The 21,361-nt window shown below is 73.1% G+C and carries 18 protein-coding genes; 9 read left to right on the forward strand and 9 right to left on the reverse strand.

The features are described 5' to 3' along the window. Positions 1-10: 10 nt before the first annotated feature. The 6 genes from ACIBK9_RS38305 to ACIBK9_RS38330 all read right to left on the reverse strand — a co-directional run bounded on the left by ACIBK9_RS38305 (position 11) and on the right by ACIBK9_RS38330 (position 7,845). Positions 11-1,201 carry a Cmx/CmrA family chloramphenicol efflux MFS transporter gene (locus ACIBK9_RS38305; RefSeq protein WP_387664156.1) on the reverse strand — a complete coding sequence of 397 codons (1,191 nt, stop codon included), beginning with the start codon at positions 1,199-1,201 and terminating at the stop codon, positions 11-13. Positions 1,202-1,272: 71 nt separating this feature from the next. Next, positions 1,273-1,845: a TetR/AcrR family transcriptional regulator gene (locus ACIBK9_RS38310; protein WP_397163659.1), complete on the reverse strand. Its 573-nt coding sequence runs from the start codon at positions 1,843-1,845 to the stop codon at positions 1,273-1,275. Between the two features lie 44 nt (positions 1,846-1,889). After that, the gene (locus tag ACIBK9_RS38315) at positions 1,890-4,037 is read right to left on the reverse strand and encodes a protein kinase (RefSeq protein WP_397163661.1); all 2,148 of its coding nucleotides are present in this window, start codon (positions 4,035-4,037) and stop codon (positions 1,890-1,892) included. 202 nt (positions 4,038-4,239) lie between these two features. Next, complete coding sequence (locus ACIBK9_RS38320; RefSeq protein WP_397163663.1) at positions 4,240-5,610, reverse strand: DUF1116 domain-containing protein; 1,371 nt, start codon at positions 5,608-5,610, stop codon at positions 4,240-4,242. A gap of 52 nt (positions 5,611-5,662) precedes the next feature. Continuing rightward, positions 5,663-7,000, reverse strand: coding sequence for an FdrA family protein (locus ACIBK9_RS38325; RefSeq protein WP_397163665.1), 1,338 nt, complete (start codon positions 6,998-7,000; stop codon positions 5,663-5,665). Beyond that, on the reverse strand, positions 6,997-7,845 hold the full coding sequence (locus ACIBK9_RS38330; RefSeq protein ID WP_352322369.1) for a DUF2877 domain-containing protein: 849 nt from the start codon (positions 7,843-7,845) through the stop codon (positions 6,997-6,999). Before ACIBK9_RS38330 ends, ACIBK9_RS38325 begins: the two co-directional genes overlap by 4 nt. A 130-nt stretch (positions 7,846-7,975) precedes the next feature. On the opposite strand from ACIBK9_RS38330, the gene ACIBK9_RS38335 reads away from it, so the two are divergent. The 9 genes from ACIBK9_RS38335 to ACIBK9_RS38375 all read left to right on the forward strand — a co-directional run bounded on the left by ACIBK9_RS38335 (position 7,976) and on the right by ACIBK9_RS38375 (position 18,016). Then, positions 7,976-9,586, forward strand: a complete 1,611-nt coding sequence (locus ACIBK9_RS38335; protein ID WP_397163666.1) for a PucR family transcriptional regulator — start codon at positions 7,976-7,978, stop codon at positions 9,584-9,586. 11 nt (positions 9,587-9,597) lie between these two features. Next, the gene (locus tag ACIBK9_RS38340; RefSeq protein WP_352363868.1) at positions 9,598-9,807 is read left to right on the forward strand and encodes an RNA-binding S4 domain-containing protein; all 210 of its coding nucleotides are present in this window, start codon (positions 9,598-9,600) and stop codon (positions 9,805-9,807) included. Positions 9,808-9,910: 103 nt separating this feature from the next. Beyond that, positions 9,911-11,239 (forward strand): uracil-xanthine permease family protein, encoded by a 1,329-nt coding sequence (locus ACIBK9_RS38345; protein WP_397163668.1) that lies wholly within the window; start codon positions 9,911-9,913, stop codon positions 11,237-11,239. Positions 11,240-11,389: 150 nt separating this feature from the next. Further along, entirely contained in the window at positions 11,390-12,814 is a 1,425-nt protein-coding gene (locus tag ACIBK9_RS38350) for a uracil-xanthine permease family protein (RefSeq protein ID WP_397163669.1), read from the forward strand. Continuing rightward, positions 12,811-13,683, forward strand: coding sequence for an FAD binding domain-containing protein (locus ACIBK9_RS38355; RefSeq protein WP_397163671.1), 873 nt, complete (start codon positions 12,811-12,813; stop codon positions 13,681-13,683). Before ACIBK9_RS38350 ends, ACIBK9_RS38355 begins: the two co-directional genes overlap by 4 nt. Beyond that, complete coding sequence (locus tag ACIBK9_RS38360) at positions 13,673-14,149, forward strand: (2Fe-2S)-binding protein (RefSeq protein WP_358284884.1); 477 nt, start codon at positions 13,673-13,675, stop codon at positions 14,147-14,149. Before ACIBK9_RS38355 ends, ACIBK9_RS38360 begins: the two co-directional genes overlap by 11 nt. A 35-nt stretch (positions 14,150-14,184) precedes the next feature. Then, on the forward strand, positions 14,185-16,536 hold the full coding sequence (cutA, locus tag ACIBK9_RS38365) for an aerobic carbon-monoxide dehydrogenase large subunit (protein ID WP_397163673.1): 2,352 nt from the start codon (positions 14,185-14,187) through the stop codon (positions 16,534-16,536). Positions 16,537-16,544: 8 nt separating this feature from the next. Continuing rightward, positions 16,545-17,558, forward strand: a complete 1,014-nt coding sequence (locus tag ACIBK9_RS38370; protein WP_397163675.1) for a leucine-rich repeat domain-containing protein — start codon at positions 16,545-16,547, stop codon at positions 17,556-17,558. Between the two features lie 32 nt (positions 17,559-17,590). After that, positions 17,591-18,016, forward strand: coding sequence for a hypothetical protein (locus ACIBK9_RS38375; RefSeq protein WP_397163676.1), 426 nt, complete (start codon positions 17,591-17,593; stop codon positions 18,014-18,016). Positions 18,017-18,022: 6 nt separating this feature from the next. Here ACIBK9_RS38375 and cydB read toward each other — a convergent pair whose 3' ends face one another. The 3 genes from cydB to ACIBK9_RS38390 form a co-directional block, all read right to left on the reverse strand. Beyond that, positions 18,023-18,904 carry a cytochrome d ubiquinol oxidase subunit II gene (gene cydB, locus ACIBK9_RS38380; RefSeq protein ID WP_352363882.1) on the reverse strand — a complete coding sequence of 294 codons (882 nt, stop codon included), beginning with the start codon at positions 18,902-18,904 and terminating at the stop codon, positions 18,023-18,025. A 12-nt stretch (positions 18,905-18,916) separates the two neighbouring features. After that, positions 18,917-20,260 carry a cytochrome ubiquinol oxidase subunit I gene (locus ACIBK9_RS38385; protein ID WP_397163679.1) on the reverse strand — a complete coding sequence of 448 codons (1,344 nt, stop codon included), beginning with the start codon at positions 20,258-20,260 and terminating at the stop codon, positions 18,917-18,919. Positions 20,261-20,430: 170 nt separating this feature from the next. Next, on the reverse strand, positions 20,431-21,342 hold the full coding sequence (locus ACIBK9_RS38390) for a polysaccharide deacetylase family protein (RefSeq protein WP_397163680.1): 912 nt from the start codon (positions 21,340-21,342) through the stop codon (positions 20,431-20,433). Positions 21,343-21,361 lie beyond the last annotated feature (19 nt).

Here is a 21,361-nt window from a genome sequence, read left to right on the forward strand (position 1 = left end):
GGACCGTACCTCACGCCCTCGGGACGGCTTCGGCCCGGTGGGCCGCGGCGACCGGCTCCCGGCCCGGACGGGCGGACAGGGCCACCACGCCCAGCGCCGCCGCGCCGAGCACGGCGCCGATCCAGCCGACGGACGGGTATCCGGCGCCCGCCCCGATGGCCAGCCCGCCGAGCCACGGGCCGACGGTGATGCCGACGTTGAAGGCGCAGACGTTCATCGCGGCGGCCATCGTGGGGGCGTCCTTGGCCAGGGTGAAGACGCGGGTGTTCAGCGTCGGGTTGGTGGCGAAGCCGAACCCGCCGAGCAACAGGACCAGCGGCACGGCCAGCACCGCGACCGGCGCGGCCAGAGCCAGCAGGACCGAGGTCACGACCAGCCCGGCGATGCCCGCGTACAGGGTCGCGAAGGGGCGCGTGTCGGCGGTGCGCCCGCCGATCGTGATGCCGATCACCGCGCCGACGCCGTACAGCGCCAGGACGGCGGGCACCCAGGCGGCCCGCAGGCCGGTCGTGTCCACGAGCATCGCGCTCAGGTAGCTGAAGGAGACCAGCAGGCCGCCGGTCGCCAGGGCGGTGGTGGCGAAGGCGAGCCACAGGCGCGGGCTCAGCATCGAGCGCAGCTGCTCGGCGACGCCCGGCGCGGCCTCCCGCTCGGGACGGCCGCCGGGGATCGTGGCCAGCACGCCCAGGGCCGCCAGCGCCGACAGCGCGGCCACGGCCCAGAACGCGGCGCGCCAGCCGAGGTGCTGGCCGATGACCGTGCCGAGGGACAGCCCGACGACGGTGGCCACGGTCAGCCCGCCCGCCACGATGCTCATCGCCTTCCCCCTGGCGTTCGGCGGCACCAGGCCGACCGCCGTGGACGCCGCGACCGCCCAGAACCCGGCGTAGACGAAGGCGCCCGCCACGCGGGTGGCGAACAGCAGGCCGTAGCTGGTGGTCAGGGCCCCGGCGACGTGGGTCAGCGCGAAGACCGCCATGAACGTCAGCAGCGCCGTCCGGCGCGGCCAGCGCATCGTCACGACGGCCAGCACCGGCGCCCCCACCAGCATCCCGATCGCGAACGCCGAGATCAGCAGCCCCGCGTCGGGGACGGACACGCCGAGGTCGGCGGCCATCTCCGGCAGCAGTCCGGCCAGCATGAGCTCCGAGGTGCCCTGGGCGAAGATCGCCAGCCCCAGGATGAACACCGCCAACGGCATGAGAACTCCCTCAATTTTAGAACGCTCAGTACAAAATTCGGGCACGAAAAGTGATGGAGGCGCAGGAAAGGTCAGAAAGCGGTCAGCGCCGTCGTCGCGATGGATTCGAGCACCGCCCGGCCCGCCCCGCCCCGGGCCGCGACGCGCAGGCCGCTGACCGTGGCCACGACGAAGTGCGCGAGGGCCAGGGCGTCCTTGTCCGCGCCGATCTCGCCGAGGGCCTGCCCGCGCTCGATCGCGCCGCGCATCGCCTCCACCCGCCGCTCGCCGTCGCGGCGCAGCAGGACGGCGATCTCCGGGTCGTGCGGAGCCAGCTCCACCAGGGCGTTGACCACCAGGCAGCCGGCCGGGTCGCCGGCCTCGGGGTCGACCGCCTGCCACAGCACGGTCCTGATCTTCTCCACGGCCGGCAGGCCGGAGGCCATGAGCTCGATCAGCGCGGACGTGCGCTCCTCCTGGTAGCGGCGCAGGGCCCGCTCGTAGAGGTCGCGCTTGTTCGCGAAGGTGTTGTAGATGCTGCTGCGGCCGAGGCCGGTGGCCTCGCACAGGTCCTGGGTCGAGGTGCCTTCGTAGCCCGCGTCCCAGAACGCGCGCATGGCGGCCTCGACGGCGCGGTCCTCCTCGAACGTCCGTGGTCGTGCCATGACGAGCACGCTAGCACGTTTTGGAATGATCGGTGCAATATGGGTCAGGTGGTCTGGCGGAAGGTGTCCAGGAACGTCCTGCGGACCTCGGCCTGGTCGTCCCACTTCAGCTCGGGCATGTCGAACGAGATCGTGAAGGCGGTCTTGTCGTCGAGCGTGACGTACCGGGTCAGGGCGTGCATCGGGACGCCCTCTTTGGAGGTGTAGGTGTACTCCCAGTCGGCGGCCTTCCAGCCGCGGTAGCCGGTGGCCTGGAGCTGCACCTGGATGTAGCCCTCCACGCCGCCGTCGGCCTCGCGCCGGCTCAGCTCGGCGAGCCCGTCGGCCTCCGGGGCGGCCTGCTCGACGACGATCCGGGTGCCGGAGTCCTTGGGGCCGGTGAAGGTGGCCGCGTCCCCCGAGGCGGCCAGCTTCCAGCCGTCCGGGACCGCCGCCGCGAAGCCGGGCGGGGTGTGCTCCTTGTAGCCGTCGGGCACCGGCGACGGCCCGGTCCTGCGCGGCGCCTGGCTGGTGGCGGCGGTCGACTGCGTGCCGGGCGAGACCTGCGGCGGGCCGCCGGACAGGATGACCACGATCGCGCCGATCACCACGGCCACGCCCGCGACCGCACCGGCGATCAGCAACGGCGTGGGCCGGCCGCCGCGCATCCAGGGGCCGTCGCCCTCCTGGACCCTGCGGCGGCTGGTGCCCGCCCGCGAAGAACCGCCGCGCGAGGGGCCGCTGCGCGCCGGCCCGGTCCGGGTGGAGCCGGTGCGCGAGGAACCGGTCCGGGTGGCGCCGGTGCCCGACGGGCCGGAGCGCGACCCGGCGCCGGAGCCGGGCAGGGTCGCCAGGCGGCTGTGGCTGATGTCGTGCGACAGGTCGCGCGAGTGCTCGCGCAGTTCGTCGGCCGAGGCCAGCGGCCACGGGGCCGGGACGGCGGCCGCCCTGCTGTCCGTCGTCAGCGGCAGGATCGGCTGCGGCGCGGGCGGGACGGGCGCGCCGAGGTCGTCGAGGTCGTCGAGGTCGGCGGCGGGCGGTTCCATCCGGTGCGGGCCGGACGGGCCGCCGAAGGCGTCGAAGCCGCCGGCCGGGGACGGCAGCCGGTCGGTGCGATGGCTGCCCGACGGGCTCGACAGGCCGTCGTAGGGCGGCATGGCGTACCCGCCCGCCGGGCCGGCCAGCGGGTCGTACGGCACCCGCACCGGCCCCGAAGGGGTCTCCACGATGCGCGAGGGCATCGGCCCGGACGGGTGCTCCAGCGGCGGCAGAATCCCAAGCGGCGTCGGGTCCGACTCGGCCGGCAGCGTCTCGGGCGGGCGCGGACGGGCCGAGCCGTGGGCGCGCAGCACCGCTTCCAGCAGGTCGGCGACCTGCTCCGCGGTGAGCCGCTCGGCCGGGTTCTTGCGCAGCAGGCCCTCGATCACCGGCAGCAGCGCCCCGGCCCGCTGCGGCCTGATCGGCTCCTGGGTGAGCACCGCGCCCAGCACCGCGATCGCGTCCGGCCCTTCGTACGGCGGCCGCCCCTCCACGGCCGCGTACAGGGTCGCGCCGAAGGACCACAGGTCGGCCGCCTGCCCGATCGGCTGCCCGGACAGCCGCTCCGGCGGCACGTACGCGGGCGAGCCCATGAGCAGCCCGGTCTGCGTGATCGTCACGTCGCCCTCGATGGCGGCGATGCCGAAGTCGGTCAGCACCACGCGGTCGGAGGTCAGCAGCACGTTGCCCGGCTTGATGTCGCGGTGCAGGATGCCGGCCGCGTGCGCGTGCCGGAGCGCGTCGAGCACGCGGATGCCGATCTCGGCGGCCTGGATCACCGGCAGCGGGCCGCTCTGCCGCACGGCCTGCTCCAGCGACCAGGCGCGGACCAGCTCCATCACGATCCACGGCCGGCCGTCCTCCTCGACGACGTCGTGGACGGTGACGATGCCCGGATGCGTCAGCCGGGCCGCCGACCTGGCCTCGCGCAGCATGCGCCGGTGGGCCATCTGCTTGCCCGCCTGATCCAGCCCGTAGGGCAGGATCAGCTCCTTGACCGCGACGTCCCGGTCGAGCAGCACGTCATGGGCGTGCCACACCATGCCCATGCCGCCCCGGCCGACCGGCGACATCAACCGGTAACGCCTGCCGACCAGACGCCCCTGGCTCTGCGGGTCACCCCCCGGCGCACCCTGGTCCGGGCCGGGCCCGCCGAGCAAGCGGTCGGCTGCCATCTTGCCGCCCCCATTCAGCCTCATCCGTCACATCAGAGCGTGACCGCTTCGAGCGGTGGATCGCCGTACGCGCCACCGTGCGCCATGCGCTACTTGCAGATTATGAGGTTCGCCACGATATCGGCGGAAAATCGGTAATGGAAGGCGAAGACCCTTTACAGCCGCTCTGACCTGCAGATATACGGCTTTTCAAACTGATCACTTACTCAGCGGCGAGTGCGATCAACGCGCTGGTGAACGCCTGCGCGGGCGGCTCCACCAGCCCCGCGCCGACCTGGCCGGTGCCCGCCACGCGCCCCGCGATGCCGGTGTTGACGACCGGCAGAATGCCCGTCCTGGCGACGAGCGTCACGTCGATGCCGACGGGCGTGCCGCGGAATCCGAGCCCGGGAATCTGGTACGCGGGATGCTCGGCGAGCGTGATCTCGTACATCGAGCGGGTGGCCCGGACCGCGTCGGCCACCTCGCCGCCGACGAAGCGCACGATCGCGGGCGCGGCGGCCATCGCGAAGCCGCCCAGCCCGGAGGTCTCGGTGATCGTGGAGTCGCCGATGTCGGGGTTGGCGTCCTGGGGGCCGTACGCGCCGAGGTAGAGGCCGTCCGGCACCCCGGCCGGGCCGGTGAACCAGCGCCCGCCGAGCCCGGAGACCTGCACGCCGAAGTCGGTGCCGTTCCTGGCCATGGCCACGACCAGCGAGGAGCCGGGGATGTCGCGGGCGGCGTCCGTGCTCACCTTGCCCGCGGCCATGCCCGCGTTGAGGAAGAAGTGGTCGTTGCCGTTGACGAAGCGCAGCACCTGCGCCGCCTGCGCGGGCGCGGCCTCCACCAGGGCCGGGGCCAGCTCGCGCAGCAGCAGCGAGGTGGCCGCGCGGTTGCGGTTGTGCAGCTCGTCGCCCATCTGCAGCGCCTGCGCGATCAGCGAGCGCAGGTCGATCGGGCCGGTACGGGCCAGCGTCGCGGCGAGGACCGGGCCGAGCACCTCGTCCATCCAGCGCAGCCGGTCGAGCACCTCGGGGCCGTACGCGCCGTACCTGAGCACCTTGCCCAGGCCCTCGTTGAGCGAGCAGTAGGCGGTGCCGCCGTGCTCCTCGTCGCGTACCTCCAGCAGCCACATCGACGGGCTCACCACGCCCGCCATCGGGCCCACCGTGGCGTGCTCGTGGCAGGGCCGCAGCGCGACCGCGCCCGCCGCCAGCCCGGCCTCGGCCTCGCGCTCGTCGCCCGCCAGGCCCTCCAGCAACATCGCGCCGATCAGCGCGCCGCGCATCGGGCCCGAGGCGCGGTCCCACTCGATCGGCGGCCCGGCGTGCAGGAACGTCCCCGCGGGCAGCACCTCGGCGGCCCGCCGCAGGCCCACGAGGTACGGCCGCGCGCTCGTCAGCCTGCGCACGGCCAGCTCGTTGGCGGCCGTCCTGCGCGGATCGGCCAGCACCTTGGCCAGGGCGTCGGCGGTGCCGGGCAGCGGCGGCCGCCAGGCCACCGGCGTCGTCGGCACGGCCTGGGCCGCCAGCGCCTCGTCGAGCAGCTCCGCGCCGACGGTGATCACCCGCGGCGGCCCCGACAACAGGCTCACGACACCCTCCCGGCAAGGCGACGAACGGCGAACGAGGGCACGGCGGGCGGGGTCACAGGAGGCTCCGGGCGTGGCGGGCGGCCTCGGCGTTGGAGACGAACACGGCCGCCCCGGCCTCGCGCAACGCCGCGGCCTGCCGGTGCAGGTCCTGGGGATCGCCCGCGCTGCCGACCAGCGCCACCACGACGGTGGCCGGCGTACGGGCGACGGCCGGCGCGAGCGAGGCCGCCGGGTCGGGGTCGGCGGCGTGGCCGAGGACGACGTCCATGAGCACCACCTCGTCCGCCCGGACCCGCGACAGGGCCTCCAGGCGCAGCGTCGGATCGATCATCGGATGCGCCCGGCCCCTGGTGTAGGCGTCGTCCCCGAAGTCGGTGAACTCGCCGGGCCCGGCCAGGACGGCGGCCTCCGCGCACAGCGTGCCGCCCGCGTACAGCCCCCTGACACTCCGCGGCTCCCCGCGCAGCGCTCCCGGCCAGGACGGCCATCCGGGCACGCCGCGGCCCAGCGCCCGCAGCGCCCGCCCGGCCGCCTCGGTGAGGTCGGTCTCCGGCAGCACCGCCTCCACCACCGGCGTGCGCAGCCCGGCCGCCACCTCCCGGACGGCCCCCGCCACGCCGGGTCCGGGCGGCTTGCCGACCAGCACGATCAGCTCGGTGGCCGGATCGTCGTCGAGCAGCCGCAGGGCGCGCATCGTGGCCAGCCCGCCGACCTCGGCGGACAGGTCCCTGCCGCCCACGCCGAGGATGTGGCTGATCCCGGCCTCCGCCCAGTCGAGCAGGCAGGACACCTGCTGGGCGCCCGTGCCGGAGGCGGCCACCAGGCCGACCGGCCCCGGCCGCAGCACGTTGGCGAAGCCGAGCCCGACGCCCGCGATCGAGGCGGTGCCGCAGTCGGGCCCCATGACCAGGACGCCGCGCTCCTCGGCCAGCTCCTTGAGCCACCGCTCCTGGGCTAGCGGCACGCCGTCGCTGAAGATCATCACCGGCAGCCCGGCCTCGACGGCGTCGCGGGCCTCGCAGAAGGCGTGCTCGCCGGGCACGGACACCAGGACCAGGTCGGCCGGCGTCCTGGCGGCCGAAAAGGTCGTGCGCGGCGGCTGCTCCCCGGACCCCGTGGCGGCGGTGGCGGCCCGCGCGGTCAGCCGGGCGTCCAGCTCCTCGACGGCCCGCGCGGGGTCGGCGCCGCGCAGGGCGATGAGCAGGTCGCCGGGGCCCGCGGGCGGGGGCTCGAAGCCGAGGTCGCGGACGATGGCGAGGTTGAGCTCGGTGGCCATGGCCACCATCGCCACCTCCACGCCCGGCATTTCGGTCAGCGCACGACTTATTCGCATCAAGGTGACGGAGTCGTGGTACGTCCCTTTTCTCAGCTGGATCAGGTCGTCGCTCACGGGCGCCCGCTCAACGCCCGGACCGAGGCGAGCCCGATCGAGATGCCCTGGGCGAGGTCGGCGCCCGAGGTGTGGCCGAGCCGGTGCAACCGCCGCAGCGCCGGTTCGAGCGCCTGCCTGCCCGCGATGCCGCGCAGCACGCCGGTCACCTCAGGGCTGGCCTCGCCCCTGGCCGCGCAGTGCAGCAACGTCGCCGAGATCGGCGTCGTACGGGTGCGCGCGTCGTAGGTGACGGTCGCCGCCAGCCAGTCGGCCAGCCAGACCGCCCGCCGCGTGCCGGTCGCCGTGCCGAGGTGCCGCAGCGTCACCAGCAGCCCGGCCAGCACGTCGTCGCCGCTCGGCGTGAGCCCGGGACCGAGCCCCACGAGCCGTTCCGCCGCCGTCACCGCGCCCAGCAGCCGGGCCTGCGCGCAACTGCGCGCCAGCAGCTCGACGGCGTCGTTCCCGGCCAGGCCGGGCCGTCCGGGGCCGTCCAGGACGACGTCGGCCAGGCTCAGCGGGTCGACCGGGCCCAGCGCCGGAGCCGGGTCCCACCAGCGGCGCACGCCGAGGCTCAGCGAGCCCAGCTCGATGCCGCGGTCGCCGACGGAGGCGTCGTCACCCACGGTGACCTTCGGCAGTGGCGTGGCCAGCAGCACCGAGTTGGGCAGCCGGGCCGCCTCGCCGGTGATCAGGGCGATCACCGAAGGCTCGCAGTCGGTCCTGACCTCCAGGTATATCCCCGCGGAGAACGCCGCGAGCACCCGGGCCGGGCTGCGCGGGGCCTCCAGCACGGGACGCACGGCGGTGCTGGCCGCGCCCGTCACACGGACCCGGGCACGCCGCGCATGAGTACTGACGGTCACCGAACCTCCCATCGGACCCTGGTCCTGACCGTAGAACGGCCGGAGAACCCTCCGTACGGAGAAATTTGCCAACAGTCAGCGGGAAGGTTGGCTCTTCCTGACAGACCGTCTGGGGAGTCACAATCACCACATGGAGCCCCCCGTGCGTCTGGCCAGCACCGGAACGATCATCCACGGCGTCTCGGTCGGGGAGGTGCTCGGCGTCTCGACGCTGGCCGAGGCCAGGCTGATCGCGGGGGAGAGCGGGCTCGGGCGCATCGTGCAGCGGCTCAACGTCATGGAGGTGCCCGACATCCTGGCCTGGGTCAAGCCGCACGAGCTGCTGCTGACCACGGGCTACCCGCTGCGCAACACGCCGCAGTCGCTCGGCCGCCTGGTCGCCGACCTGGACGAACGCGGCCTGGCCGCCCTGGCGATCAAACTCGGCCGGTACGTGGACGAGCTGCCCGCCGAGATGACCGAGCAGGCCGACCGGCTCGGCTTCCCGCTCATCCTGCTGCCCAACGACGTCGGCTTCGACGACATCCTCAACCAGGTGCTCACCGACATACTCAACCGCCAGGCCGCCGTGCTGGCCCGCGCCGAGGAGGCGCACCGGGCGCTGGTCCACGTGGTGCTGGCCGGTGGCGGGCTCAACGAGGTCGCCGCCGAGGTGGCCCAGCTCCTCGACGTGGCCGTGGCCGCCGTGGACGGCTCCGGCCAGGTCCTGGCCACCGCCGGGGCGGCCGAGCACGTCGCCGCCCTGCGCGAGTCGATCTCCCGCGAGGGCCCGCCGCCCGCGCGGTCCGCCGACACGCCGGGCCGCGGCAGGGCGTTCGCCTCGGCCCCCGTGCTGGCCGGCGGCCACCACCACGGCCGGATCGTCGCCTACAGCGCCACCGGCGCGATCCGGGACAGCGACATCGGCATCCTGGAACGCGCCGCCACCGTCGCCGCGCTGGTCGTGACCCGGCAGGAGGCGGTCAACGCGGTCGAGAGCAAGTACCGGGCCGACTTCCTGCGCGACGTGCTCACCGGCCGGGCCGGCACGCCCGAGCGGGTCGACGCCAGGGCCAGGGCGTTCGGCTGGGACCTGGCGCGGCCGGTGATCGTGCTGGTGGCCGAGCTCGACCCCGACGGCGACGAGCGCAGCGCCCAGGACCGGCTGGTGTCCTGCTGGACGGCGGCCGTGCGGCGGCACGACCCGCGCGGCGCGGTGGCCGGGTTCTCGCACGAGGTCGTCGCCGTCCTGGACGCCTCGCTCGACGCCGCCAGGGTGGCCAAGGACGCCGCCTCGGCGTTCGCCGATGTGCCGCCCGCGACGTTCTCGACCGGCACCTCGCGGCCGAGCCCGGGGGCCGGGACGCTGCCGGAGGCGTACGCGCAGGCGATGAAGGCGGCCCGGGTGGGCCGGCAGCTGCACGGGCCGGGCGCGGTCGCGCACTTCGACCAGCTCGGCGTCTACCGGCTGCTGTCGCTGGTGAACGACACCGGCGAGCTGCACGCGTTCGTCCGCGAGACGCTGGGCCCGCTGGCCTGGGACGAGGACGCCGAGAACGCCGACCTGCGGCGCACGCTGCAGGTGCTCCTGGAGACCAACCTCAACGTCGCCGAGACCGCCCGCCGGCTGCACTTCCACTACAACACGCTGCGCTACCGGATCGGGAAGCTGGAACGCCTGCTCGGCAACTTCACCGACGACCCCCACCTGCGGCTCAACCTGACCCTGGCCCTGCACGTGCTGCGCATGCGCGGCATCTAGGCTTGGGGCTCGTGGATCTGGATTTCGAACTGCGTTCCGAGTACATCCCGCTGTGCGACCTGCTGAAGTACTGCGGGGTCACCGAGACCGGCGGCATGGCCAAACACCTCATCGCCGAGGGCCTGGTCCAGGTCGACGGCGAGGTCGAGCTGCGGAAGACGGCGAAGATCCGTACCGGCCAGGTGGTGAGCGGCGACGGGTTCACGATCCACGTGCAATAACGGCCCGCCGTATCCGGATGGTCGCGACACCCCTTATTGTGCTCTCCGACATACTTCGGAAGACGTCGCCGCTGGTCAGGCGGAAGATTGAGGTGGGTTCGCGGTGTTCGGGTGGAAGCTGCACGGCGACGGGAAGCATCTGACGCCGGGAGAGGTCGTCAAGCCTGACGAGCGGCTCTCCTGGCCCCGGATGGTCGGCATCGGCGCCCAGCACGTCATCGCCATGTTCGGCGCGACGTTCGTGTTCCCGCTGGTCATGGGGCTCGACGCGAACCTGGCCGTGATGATGTCCGGCGTCGCGACGATCCTGTTCCTGCTCATCGTCAAGGGCAGGATCCCCAGCTACGTCGGGTCGAGCGCGTCCTTCGTGGGGGCCGTGGTGGCGATCAGGGCGGCCGGGGGCGGCGACGCGACCGTCACCGGCGCGCTGCTGGCCGTCGGCGTCGTGCTGGCCGGCTGCGGGCTGGCCATCCACCTGCTCGGCGTGCGGATCATCCACCGCGTCTTCCCGCCGATCGTCACCGGCGGCGTGGTGATGCTGATCGGCTTCGGCATGGCCTACGTCGCGGCCGACGTCTACTGGCCCAAGGACCCGTGGGTGGCGCTGCTCACGATGGCGGCCACGTTCGTGTTCATCGGGGTCTTCAAGGGCTTCCTCGGCCGCATCGGCGTGCTGCTCGGCCTGGTCTTCGGGTTCGTTCTGTCGTGGGTCTGGGACGTGGTGGGCGGGAAGATCCTGGCCCCCGACGCCACCGGCAAGGTGACCGAGCACTTCCGCGTCAACCTCCAGGGCGTCGCCGACGCCGACTGGATCGGCCTGCCGTCGCTGCACGGGCCGGTGTTCGAGGTGTCGGCGATCGTGCTGGTGCTGCCGGTCGTGATCGCGCTCATCGCCGAGAACGTCGGCCACGTCAAGGCCGTCGGCGAGATGACCGGCGCGGACGTCGACGGCTACATGGGCCGCGCCATCATGGCCGACGGCGTCGGCACCGTGGTCGCCACCTCGGTCGGCGGCCCGGCCACCACCACGTACGCCGAGAACATCGGCGTCATGGCGGCCACCAAGGTCTACTCCACGGCCGCCTACTACATCGCCGCGGTCATCGCGATCCTGTTCGGCCTGTGCCCCAAGTTCGGCGCGCTCGTGGCCGCGACCCCCGACGGCGTGCTCGGCGGCGTCACGACCATCCTGTACGGCATGATCGGCCTGCTCGGCGCCCGCATCTGGATCGAGAACAAGGTGAACCTGTCCGACCCGGTCAACCTGGTCCCGGTGGGCGCGGGCATCATCATCGCCATCGGGCCGGTCGCCTTCCCGATCACCAGCACGTTCTCCCTCAGCGGCATCGCGCTCGGCACGATCGTGCTGCTCGTCGGCTACCACCTGCTGCGCGCCACGCGCCGCGAACCGGTGCCCGAAACAGGCCGATAACCCCCTCTCTGACCGGCCGGCGACTTCCCCGTTCGGAGGTTCGCTCTGGTGACCGCGGGATATTTGGCAGATCATGCCCGTGTAGCCGCATCCCAGCGGTCCTAATGTGCCCGCAAAGGCACGGTCGCCGGCCCGGAAGAGAGGGCGCAGATGGTTTTCGGATGGACCAGACACGGTGACGGCAGGCATCTGGCGCCCGGCGAGGTGGTCAGGCCCGACGAGCGGCTGAGCTGGCCGCGCATGGTCGGCTTCGGCGCCCAGCACGTGATCGCCATGTTCGGCGCCACGTTCGTGTTCCCGCTGGTGATGGGGCTCGACCCGAACGTCGCCGTGATGATGTCCGGCGTCGCGACGATCATGTTCCTGCTGATCGTGAAGGGCAAGGTGCCCAGCTACCTGGGCACCAGCGCGTCGTTCGTCGGCGGCGTGTTCGCCATCAGGGCCGCCGTCGGCACCGACCAGAGCGTCGCCGACGCCATCGTGACCGGCTCGATCCTGGTCGCCGGGCTCGTGCTGGCGCTGGCGGGGCTGGCCGTGCACGTGCTCGGGGTGCAGATCATCCACCGGGTCTTCCCGCCCGTCGTCACCGGCGCGGTGGTGATGCTCATCGGGTTCGGGCTGGCGTACGTGGTCGCGGACGTCTACTGGGGGCAGGACCAGTGGGTGGCGCTGATCACGATGCTGGTGACGTTCGTGGTGATCGTGGCGTTCAAGGGGTTCGCCGGACGCGTCGGGGTGCTCATCGGGCTGGTCACCGGGTTCGCGCTGTCCTGGGTGCTGGACCGGGCGGCGGGGCCGGTCACCTCCGTGCTGCCCGGCCAGAACCTGCGCGACGCGGCCGGCGCCGCCTGCCCGGCCGAGGGCACGTACTGCGTGGCCACGGCCTTCCCGCACGACCGGGTCAGCTTCGACGCCGTCGCCAGGGCCGACTGGTTCGGGCTGCCGGACTTCCACGCGCCCGACTTCCGGTTCTCCGCCGTGCTGCTCGTGCTGCCCGCGGTGATCGCGCTCATCGCCGAGAACGTCGGCCACGTCAAGGCCGTCGGCGAGATGACCGGCACCGACGTCGACCCCTACATCGGCCGGGCGATCATCGCCGACGGCGCCGCCACCGTCGTCACCAGCGCGGTCGGCGGCTCGCCCACCACCACCTACGCCGAGAACATCGGCGTCATGGCGGCCACCAAGGTCTACTCCACGGCCGCCTACTACATCGCCGGCCTGATCGCGATCCTGTTCGGCCTGTGCCCGAAGTTCGGGGCGCTGGTCGCCGCCACGCCGGGCGGCGTGCTCGGCGGCGTCACCGTCATCCTGTACGGCATGATCGGACTACTCGGCGCCAAGATCTGGATCGAGAACCGGGTGGATTTCGCCGACCCGGTGAACATGGTCCCGATCGGCGCGGGCATCATCCTGGCGATCGGACCGGTGACGCACATGATCGGCGGAGACTTCTCCCTGGAGGGCATCGCGCTCGGCACCGTCGTGGTGGTGGGCGGCTACCACCTGCTGCGCGTCATAGCCGGGCGCTCACCGGGACCGGCCCCGCACCCGGCTCCGGGCGAGGCCGGGTGAAGCCGCCGCCGTTCACCCACCACGCCCCCCGCGACCTGGGCGCGGCGCTGCGGACGCTCGCCGAGGTGCACGGGAAGGTGCTGGCCGGCGGCCAGAGCCTGATCCCCATGCTGAACATGCGGCTGGCCGCGCCCGAGCACATCGTCGACATCAACCGCCTGACCGCCCTGGACACGGTGGAGGCGGGCGGCGACGGGGTGCGGGTGGGCGCGCTGGCCCGGCACTCGCGGGTGGCCCGGTCCGGCGCGCACCCGCTGCTGACGAAGGCGCTGCGGCTGGTCGCCCACCCCGTGATCCGCAACCGGGGCACGGTCGTCGGGAGCCTGGTGCACGCCGATCCCGCCGCCGAGCTGCCCGCGGTGCTGGCCGTCCTGGGCGGCTCGGTGCGGCTGGCCCGGTGGACCGCCGCGGGCGTCGCCGAGCGGGACGTGCCGGCGCGGGAGTTCTTCGTCGGGCCCATGGAGTCCGGCGTCCGGCCGGACGAGCTGGCCGTGTCGGCCTACTTCCCGGCGCTCGGCGGGCGCGCCGGGACGGCGTTCGAGGAGGTGTCCCGGCGGCACGGCGACTACGCCCTGGCCGGCGTCTGCGCCGTGGTCACGCTCGACGACGACCTGCGCGTCGCCGCGGCCAGGGTCGCCTGCGTCGGCGTGGGCCCGGTCCCCGTCCTGATGGACGTGACCGGCGCGTGCGGCCACCGGCCGGCCGCGAGCGTCGACTGGCCGGCCGTCGCGCGGACCGTGCGGGACGGGACCGACCCCGAAGGGGACATCCACGCCACCGCCGCCTACCGGCGGCACCTGGTGGGCGTGCTGGCCGAACGGGCCCTGCGCGAGGCGGCACGGGAGGGGACGGCGACCGGTGGAACATGAGATCACGCTGACCGTGAACGGCACGGCGAGGCGGGTCAGCGTCCCCGGACGCCGCCTGCTGTCCGACTGCCTGCGCCACGACCTCGGCCTGACCGGCACGCACGTCGGCTGCGAGCACGGCGTCTGCGGCTGCTGCACGGTGCTGCTCGACGGCGAGCCGGTCCGGTCGTGCCTGACCTTCGCGGTCACCGTGGACGGGCACGAGATCACCACCGTCGAGGGCCTGGCCGGCCCGGACGGGCTCTCACCGGTGCAGCGGGCCTTCGCCGAGTGCCACGGCCTGCAGTGCGGCTTCTGCACCCCGGGCTTCCTGTGCACGGTGACCGCCCTGCTGGCCGAGAACCCGGCGCCCACCCACGAGGAGGTGCTCGAAGGCGTGTCCGGCAACCTGTGCCGGTGCACCGGCTACCAGAACATCGTCAAGGCCGTCCACCGCGCCGCCGAGCTGCTGGCGGAGGAGTCGTGAGCGGCGCGGGCCGGCGGGCCGCGACGGGAGGGACCGTGACGACCAGGATGTTCGGCGAGCCGGTGCAGCGGCGGGAGGACCCGAGGCTGCTCACCGGCCAGGGCCGCTTCCTCGACGACCTGGGCCGCGACGCGCTCGCCGCCGCGTTCGTCCGGTCACCCCACGCCCACGCCCGCGTCGGCGACATCGACGTGTCCGCCGCGCTCGACGTGCCGGGCCTGGTCGCGATCTACACCTGGGAGGACCTGCCCGAGCGGGTGGGCCGGCCGCTGCCGCTGCTGATCCCGCACCCGGCGCTCACCCACGGGCGCACGGCGTACCCGCTGGCCAGGGAGGTCGTCCGGCACGTCGGCGAGCCCGTGGTCATGGTCGTGGCCGCCGACCGGTACGCCGCCGAGGACGCCTGCGCGCTCATCGAGGTCGCCTACGAGCCGCTCAAGCCGGTCGTCGGCCTGGCCGAGGCGGTGCAGGGCGCCCAGCTCGTGCACGAGGACGTGCCGGGGAACGTGGGGGCCCACCTCGTCCAGGAGGTGCCGGGGGCCGACGGCAGGGGCGCGCGCGAGGCCGTCGAGAGCGCGCCGCACACGCTGGCCTTCCGGCTCGACATCGAGCGCAGCGCCAGCATGCCGCTGGAGGGCCGCGGCGTGCACGCCCGCTGGGACGGCCGCGACCTGCGCGTCCACTCCAGCACCCAGACCTCCACCAGCGTGCGCATGGCCGTCGCCGCCGCGCTCGGGCTGCCGCTGCCGCAGGTCGAGGTGATCGCCCCGGACGTGGGCGGCGGCTTCGGCGTGAAGATCGTGCATCCGTGGCCGGAGGAGATCCTGGTGCCGTGGGCCGCGATGACGCTCGGCCGCGAGATCAAGTGGACCGAGGACCGCAGGGAGCACTTCATCTCCTCCGCGCACGAACGCGCCCAGATCCACCACGTACGCGTCGGCTTCGACGACGACGGCCGCGTCCTGGGCCTGGACGTGACGATCCTGCACGACCACGGCGCCTACACGCCGTACGGGATCATCGTGCCCATCGTCACCTCCACGCAGTTGCTGGGGCCGTACAAGCCGGGGGCCTACCGGGTCGAGTTCACGGCGGTCTACACCAACACCGTGCAGGTCACGCCGTACCGGGGGGCCGGCCGGCCGCAGGGCGTGTTCTGCATGGAGCGGACCATGGACAAGATCGCCCGCTACCTGGGCAAGGACCGCACGCAGGTGCGCGCGGCCAACTTCATCCGGCCCGACGAGTTCCCCTACGACCAGGGGATGACGTTCCAGGACGGCCGCCCGCTCATCTACGACAGCGGGAACTACCCGGAGATGCTCCGCATGATCAAGGAGCTGATCGGCTGGGACTCCTTCGAGCGGCGTCCGGGCCGGGGGATCGGCATCGGCTGCTACGTCGAGGGCACGGGCGTGGGCCCGTACGAGGGCGGGCACGTGCAGATCACCTCCGACGGCCGGGTGCACGTCTCGACCGGCCTGACCTCCCAGGGGCAGGGGCACGAGACCGTCTTCGCCCAGATCGCCGCCGCCGAGCTGGGCGTGCCCATCGAACGCGTCAGCGTGGTCACCGGCGACACCCGCAGGTTCGGGTACGCGGTGGGCACCTTCGCCTCCCGCGCCGCCGTCGTCAGCGGCAACGCCATCGCCCTGGCCTGCCGGAAGGTCAAGGAGAAGGCGCTGCGCATCGCGGCCGACGCCCTGGAGGCCGACCCGGCCGACCTGGAGATCGACGACGGCCTGGTGCACGTCGTGGGCGCGCCGACCGCCGCGATCCCGCTCTCGACGGTGGCGGTGCTGGCCAACCCGCTGCGGTACGCCTTCGACGAGGAGACGGCCAGGGCGACCCAGTTCTCCGGCGCGGCCGACCCGGCCCGCCCGCCGGTGGCCGAGGGCGACGAGCCGGGCCTGGAGGGGCGGGAGTTCTACTCGCCGATCCGGTCCACGTTCGCCTCCGGCATGCACGCGGCCGTCGTCGAGACCGACCCGGACACCGCCGAGATCAGGGTCGTCAGGTACGCCGTCGTGCACGACTGCGGCCGGCTGATCAACCCGATGATCGTGGAGGGCCAGATCCACGGGGGAGTGGCCCAGGGCATCGGCGGCGCCCTGTACGAGCGCATGGAGTACGACGTCCACGGCCAGCTCGTCAACGCCTCGTTCATGGACTTCCTCATGCCGTACGCCACCGAGATCCCGCCGATCGAGACCGCCCACCTGGAGACGCCCTCGCCGCTCAACCCGCTCGGCATCAAGGGCGCGGGCGAGGCCGGCGTGATCCCGGTGTCGGCGGTCATCGCCTCGGCGATCGAGGACGCCGAGGGCATCGAGATCGACCGCATGCCCATCTCGCCGTCCGACCTGTTCGGGCTGCGTATGCGATGATCGGCGCCATGCTCGCTCCCGGCGCCGGCCTGACCCGCTTCCCCGACGTGCCCGACGACGTGCGCACGATCGACCTGGCCTGGAACGAGATCACGCACGTGCCCGCCCGGGTGGCCGGGCTGGCCGCGCTGGAGGAACTGCGGCTCGACGGCAACCGGCTGCGCGAGCTGCCCCGCCTGTCCGGCCTGACCGCGCTGCGCGCCCTGCACCTCGACGGCAACGAGCTGACCGAGGTCCCCGGCTGCCCGCCCGGCCTGGAGACCCTCTTCCTCTACGGCAACCGGATCGAGCGCCTGACCGGCGACCTCGGCCCGCGCCTGCGCCACCTCGCGCTCGGCGGCAACCGGCTGACCTCCGTGCCCGCCGGGCTGTGGAAGCTGACCGCGCTGGAATCCCTCAACCTCGCCGAGAACGCCCTCACCGAGCTCCCCGCGGCCATCGGCGGCCTGACCCGGCTGCGCATGCTCGACCTCGGCCACAACCGGCTCGCCTCGATCCCGTCCGAGGTCGGCGACCTGCCGCTCACCGACTACCTCTACCTGAGCGACAACGGCTTCACCGACGTCCCGGCCGCGCTCGGCCGCCTCGACCGGCTGGCCTACCTCAACCTCACCGACAACCGGCTGACCAGGCTCCCGGACGCGCTCGGGTCGATGGCGTCGCTGGTGGAGCTGCGCCTGTACAACAACCGGCTGGAGACGCTGCCGGAGACCGTGGGCGGGCTCGGCCGGCTGCGCGAGCTGCATCTGCAGGGCAACCGGCTGACCCGGCTGCCCGCCGCCCTCGCGGCGCTGACCGAGCTGCGCGTGCTCGACCTGCGCAACAACCAGCTGAGCGAGCTGCCCGCGCTGCCGTCCGGCCTCACCCATCTCGACCTGCGCAACAACCGGCTGCGCGAGCTGCCCGCCGCGGTCGCCGAGCTGACCGGCCTGCGCAAGCTCGACCTGCGCTGGAACAAGCTCTACGACGACCCGCCGGTGCTCGATCTGCTGCGCGCCCGGGGCTGCGCCGTCCTGCGCTGAACCGGCGCGGGGGGCCGTGCGTATCTCCGCACATGACGACATTTCCACGTCTGGCCGTCCTCGCGCTGCTGGCCGGGCTGGTCGCCGCCTGCTCCGCCGGCGGCGGCTCCGGCGGCCCGGCGGCGGCCGGCCGGAACGCCCCGCGGGCGGCGGCGCCCCAGACGGTCGAGCAGCTCGCCGCCAAGGTCGGCTGCAAGCCGCGCATGCAGGTCGACGCCGCCGAGATCCGTACGGGCTACTGCCGGACCGCCGACGGCCAGTTCTTCGTCACGACGTTCGCCAGCCAGTCCGGCAAGGACGCCTGGATGGACGCCGCCCCCGAGTACAACCCGCACCTGGTCGGCAACCTGTGGACCGTGCTGTCCAGCCGCAAGGTGCTGGAGCTGCTGAAGGAGCGGCTCCGCGGCGACCTCCACCTGAAGGACCACCGCACGAACCAGATGCGCACGGTCGGCTGAGGCGCCCTACGCCGCCGCGAGCATGACCCGCTTGCGGAACACCCAGTACGTCCAGCCCTGGTAGACCAGCACGAACGGCAGCGTGATCAGCCCGATCCAGCTCAGCATCGTCAGCGTGTACGGCCCCGAGGCGGCCGCCGCCAGGGTCAGCCCGGGCAGCGGCGCGACGCGCAGTTCCATGAAGACCGCCAGCGTGGCCAGCACGATGCCCGCAGCGGTCGCGCCGAACGCCCAGCCCTCCCTGCGCCGCCAGATGAGCGCCGCCGCGGCGGCCAGCGCGGCCATGGCGGCCAGGGCGGGCAGCGAGCCCAGGTTCGACAGGGCCAGCACGGCCACCGGGATGGCCACCGCCGCCGCGGCCATGGCGGCGGTCCTGGCCCGGCGGCGCACCGGGCCGGTGGTGCGCAGGGCGAGGAAGACCGCGCCGTGCAGCACGCAGAGCGTCAGCGTGAACGCGCCGCCGAGCAGGGCCGCCGGGCCGCTGTCGAACAGCACGTCGGCGAAGATCGCGCCCCACAGGAACGCCGGGAGGCCGCTGCCGACCAGGATGCCGAGGTCGCACCAGATCGGGTTGGCGACCTTGCCGCGCCACTCCAGCCCGACGCCGCGCACGATCAGGCCGACCAGGATGAGCGTGACGGGCAGGTAGAACGCGCTGAACAGGCCGGAGTACCAGGCGGGGAAGGCGGCGAACATGGCGCCGACGGCCGTGATCAGCCACACCTCGTTGCCGTCCCAGACCGGGCCGATGGTCTGCAGGCTCTGGCGCTGCTCGGCGGCGTTCCTGCTCAGGAGCGGCGCCAGCAGGCCGACGCCGAAGTCGAAGCCTTCGAGGACGAAGTACCCGGTCCAGAGGAAGGCGATGATGACGAACCACAGGTTGATCATGGTCTGGTCCCTCTAGTACATCAGCGACGGTTCGAGCGGCTGCGCCTCGGGAGCGGGCTGCCGCTCCTCGACGCCCTTGCGCACGTGCTTGGCCAGCAGGACGACCTCGGCCACGGCCAGGCCGCCGTACAGGAGTGTGAAGACGGTCAGCGAGATGGCGACCTCGGCCAGGGTCACGCCGGGCGAGACGCTCGAGGCGGTCAGCAGCTCGCCGGCGACCGTCCAGGGCTGCCGGCCGATCTCGCTCAGCAGCCAGCCCGCGATCACCGCCGCGAACGGCAGCGGCAGCGCCAGCAGCAGCGCCCGCGCCAGCCAGGACGGCACCTCGCGCCTGCGCCGGGTCAGCCAGAGGCCGAGCAGCGCGAGCCCCGCGGTGGCCATGCCGAACACGATCATCACGCGGAACGACCAGAACACGATCGCCGGGTCGGGCCGGTAGTCGCCGGGGCCGAACTGCTGCTCGAAGCGCTTCTGCAGGTCCTCGGTGCCCTGGACGGTGGCGTCGGGGTCGTTGGTGGCCAGGAAGCTGAGCACCTTGGGGATCTCGATGCCGGGCGCGAGGGAGAAGGCCGCGCCCGCGGTGTCGCGCTCCAGGCCCTCGGCCGCGGCCAGCTTCATGGGCTGCTGCTCGTACATGAGCTTGGCCGACATGTCGCCGGTGCCCGCGACGACCGCCCCCGCGATCGCCGTCATGACCAGCGCGCCGCGCGCGGCGCTGCGCCACATCGGCGCGCGCGTCCGCAGCAGCCAGTAGCCGCTGACCGCCAGCACGAACCCGCCCGCCACGATGAACGCGGCCCCGATGACGTGCGGCACCTGCGCGACCGCCGTGGAGTTGGTCAGCACGGCCCACAGGTCGGTCATCCTGGCCTTGCCGTCCACGACCTCGTAGCCGACCGGGTGCTTCATCCAGGCGTTGGCCGCGAGGATGAAGTAGGCCGACAGGTTGGAGCCGATCGCGGCGGCCCAGATGCTGGCCAGGTGCGCCTTCTTCGGCAGCCGGTCCCAGCCGAAGATCCACAGGCCGAGGAACGTGGACTCCATGAAGAAGGCCAGCAGCGCCTCCATGGCCAGCGGCGCGCCGAAGACGTCACCGACGAACGTGGAGTACTCACTCCAGTTCATGCCGAACTGGAACTCCTGCACGATGCCGGTCACCACGCCCATCGCGAAGTTGATCAGGAACAGCTTCCCGAAGAACTTCGTGAGCTTGAGGTAGTGCTCCTTGCCCGTGCGGTGCCAGGCCGTCTGGAGGCCCGCGACGAAGATGCCCAGACCGATGGTCAGGGGCACGAACAAGAAGTGGTACACGGTGGTGACCCCGAACTGCCACCGTGCCAGGTCAAGCGCGTCCATCAATCCCCACCCGCTCATAGCTCTACAAGCTGTAGTACTTCTACCTGTAGTAGTACTACAGGCCGTAGAGCATCGCGATGCGACGTTGGTCACATCCCCCGGTTCTGCCTACTTTTCGAGGATCCCGTACGGGTACGTCCCGGCGCGTCACCCGCCGGGCGGATTGCGCACTACCCCGCCCGGCGGACCCCGCCCGCGGCGTCGAGGTAGGCCTGCAGATTGCCCAGCTCGAAGCCGCGCCGCTTGATCTTGTCGATCAGCACCCGGAAGTCGGCCGCCAGGTTGGGCCGGAAGTGCAGGAGCAGGATGTCGCCCGGACGCAGGCGCTTGTCGGGCACCTGGTAGGCGATCTTGCCACCCGGCTGCACGGTGGCGGTCCACAGCAGCACGGCCTTCACCCCGCACCGCCGGGCGGCCCGCAGCGTGTCGGTGTTGTAGCTGCCGAACGGCGGCCGGAACAACGCCGGCCGGGTCCCGATCTCCTTGCCGACCACCTGGGCCGCGCCGCAGATCTCGCGGCGCTGCCCGTCGAGGGCCAGGCGGCGCAGGTCGGGATGGGTGAGGGTGTGGTTCTCGACGGGCACGTGGACGTCGCGGAGCTGCCGGAAGTACCCCCACTTGCCGGCGCCCACGTAGCGGCCGGGACCGCCCGCCGGGTCGGGGCTGCCCTTGGCCTCGACCGCGTCGCGCATGGCGAAGGCGGTGATGGGGACGCGCCGGTCGCGTACCAGCTTGACGAAGCCGGGGTCCTGCTCCCAGCCGTCGTCGATGGTCAGGAAGACGACCTTGCGCTTGGTGGGGATCGAGCTGATCACCGGGGGCAGGCCGTTCTCGCCCCTGATCGGGCCCACCTCGCCGGCGCGCGGCAGCGCCCCCGGCGGGCCCTGCGGAGTGGGCCGGGACGTGGGGACGCCGGTCGCGGACGGCTTCGCCGACGGCCCGGTCACGACCCCGCCGGTGTCGCCTGTGGTGCCGCCGGTGGCACACCCGGCGGCCAGCGCCACCAGCACCCCGGCGAGCACGGCCGGCCCCAGCCCGCCACGCCCGGCCCCGCCCCTGACCGTTCCACGCCCCCAGCACATGGAGCACCATCTTGCCAGC

This window comes from Nonomuraea sp. NPDC050227 (assembly GCF_044459705.1).
GTDB lineage: Bacteria > Actinomycetota > Actinomycetes > Streptosporangiales > Streptosporangiaceae > Nonomuraea.

Bases quoted from the DNA above. Each gene is read 5' to 3' on its own strand.
- ACIBK9_RS38305 (WP_387664156.1), bottom strand. From the start codon at position 1,201: ATGCCGTTGGCGGTGTTCATCCTGGGGCTGGCGATCTTCGCCCAGGGC.
- ACIBK9_RS38310 (WP_397163659.1), bottom strand. From the start codon at position 1,845: ATGGCACGACCACGGACGTTCGAGGAGGACCGCGCCGTCGAGGCCGCC.
- ACIBK9_RS38315 (WP_397163661.1), bottom strand. From the start codon at position 4,037: ATGGCAGCCGACCGCTTGCTCGGCGGGCCCGGCCCGGACCAGGGTGCG.
- ACIBK9_RS38335 (WP_397163666.1), top strand. From the start codon at position 7,976: ATGGAGCCCCCCGTGCGTCTGGCCAGCACCGGAACGATCATCCACGGC.
- ACIBK9_RS38350 (WP_397163669.1), top strand. From the start codon at position 11,390: ATGGTTTTCGGATGGACCAGACACGGTGACGGCAGGCATCTGGCGCCC.
- ACIBK9_RS38370 (WP_397163675.1), top strand. From the start codon at position 16,545: ATGCTCGCTCCCGGCGCCGGCCTGACCCGCTTCCCCGACGTGCCCGAC.
- ACIBK9_RS38375 (WP_397163676.1), top strand. From the start codon at position 17,591: ATGACGACATTTCCACGTCTGGCCGTCCTCGCGCTGCTGGCCGGGCTG.
- cydB (WP_352363882.1), bottom strand. From the start codon at position 18,904: ATGATCAACCTGTGGTTCGTCATCATCGCCTTCCTCTGGACCGGGTAC.
- ACIBK9_RS38385 (WP_397163679.1), bottom strand. From the start codon at position 20,260: ATGGACGCGCTTGACCTGGCACGGTGGCAGTTCGGGGTCACCACCGTG.
- ACIBK9_RS38390 (WP_397163680.1), bottom strand. From the start codon at position 21,342: ATGTGCTGGGGGCGTGGAACGGTCAGGGGCGGGGCCGGGCGTGGCGGG.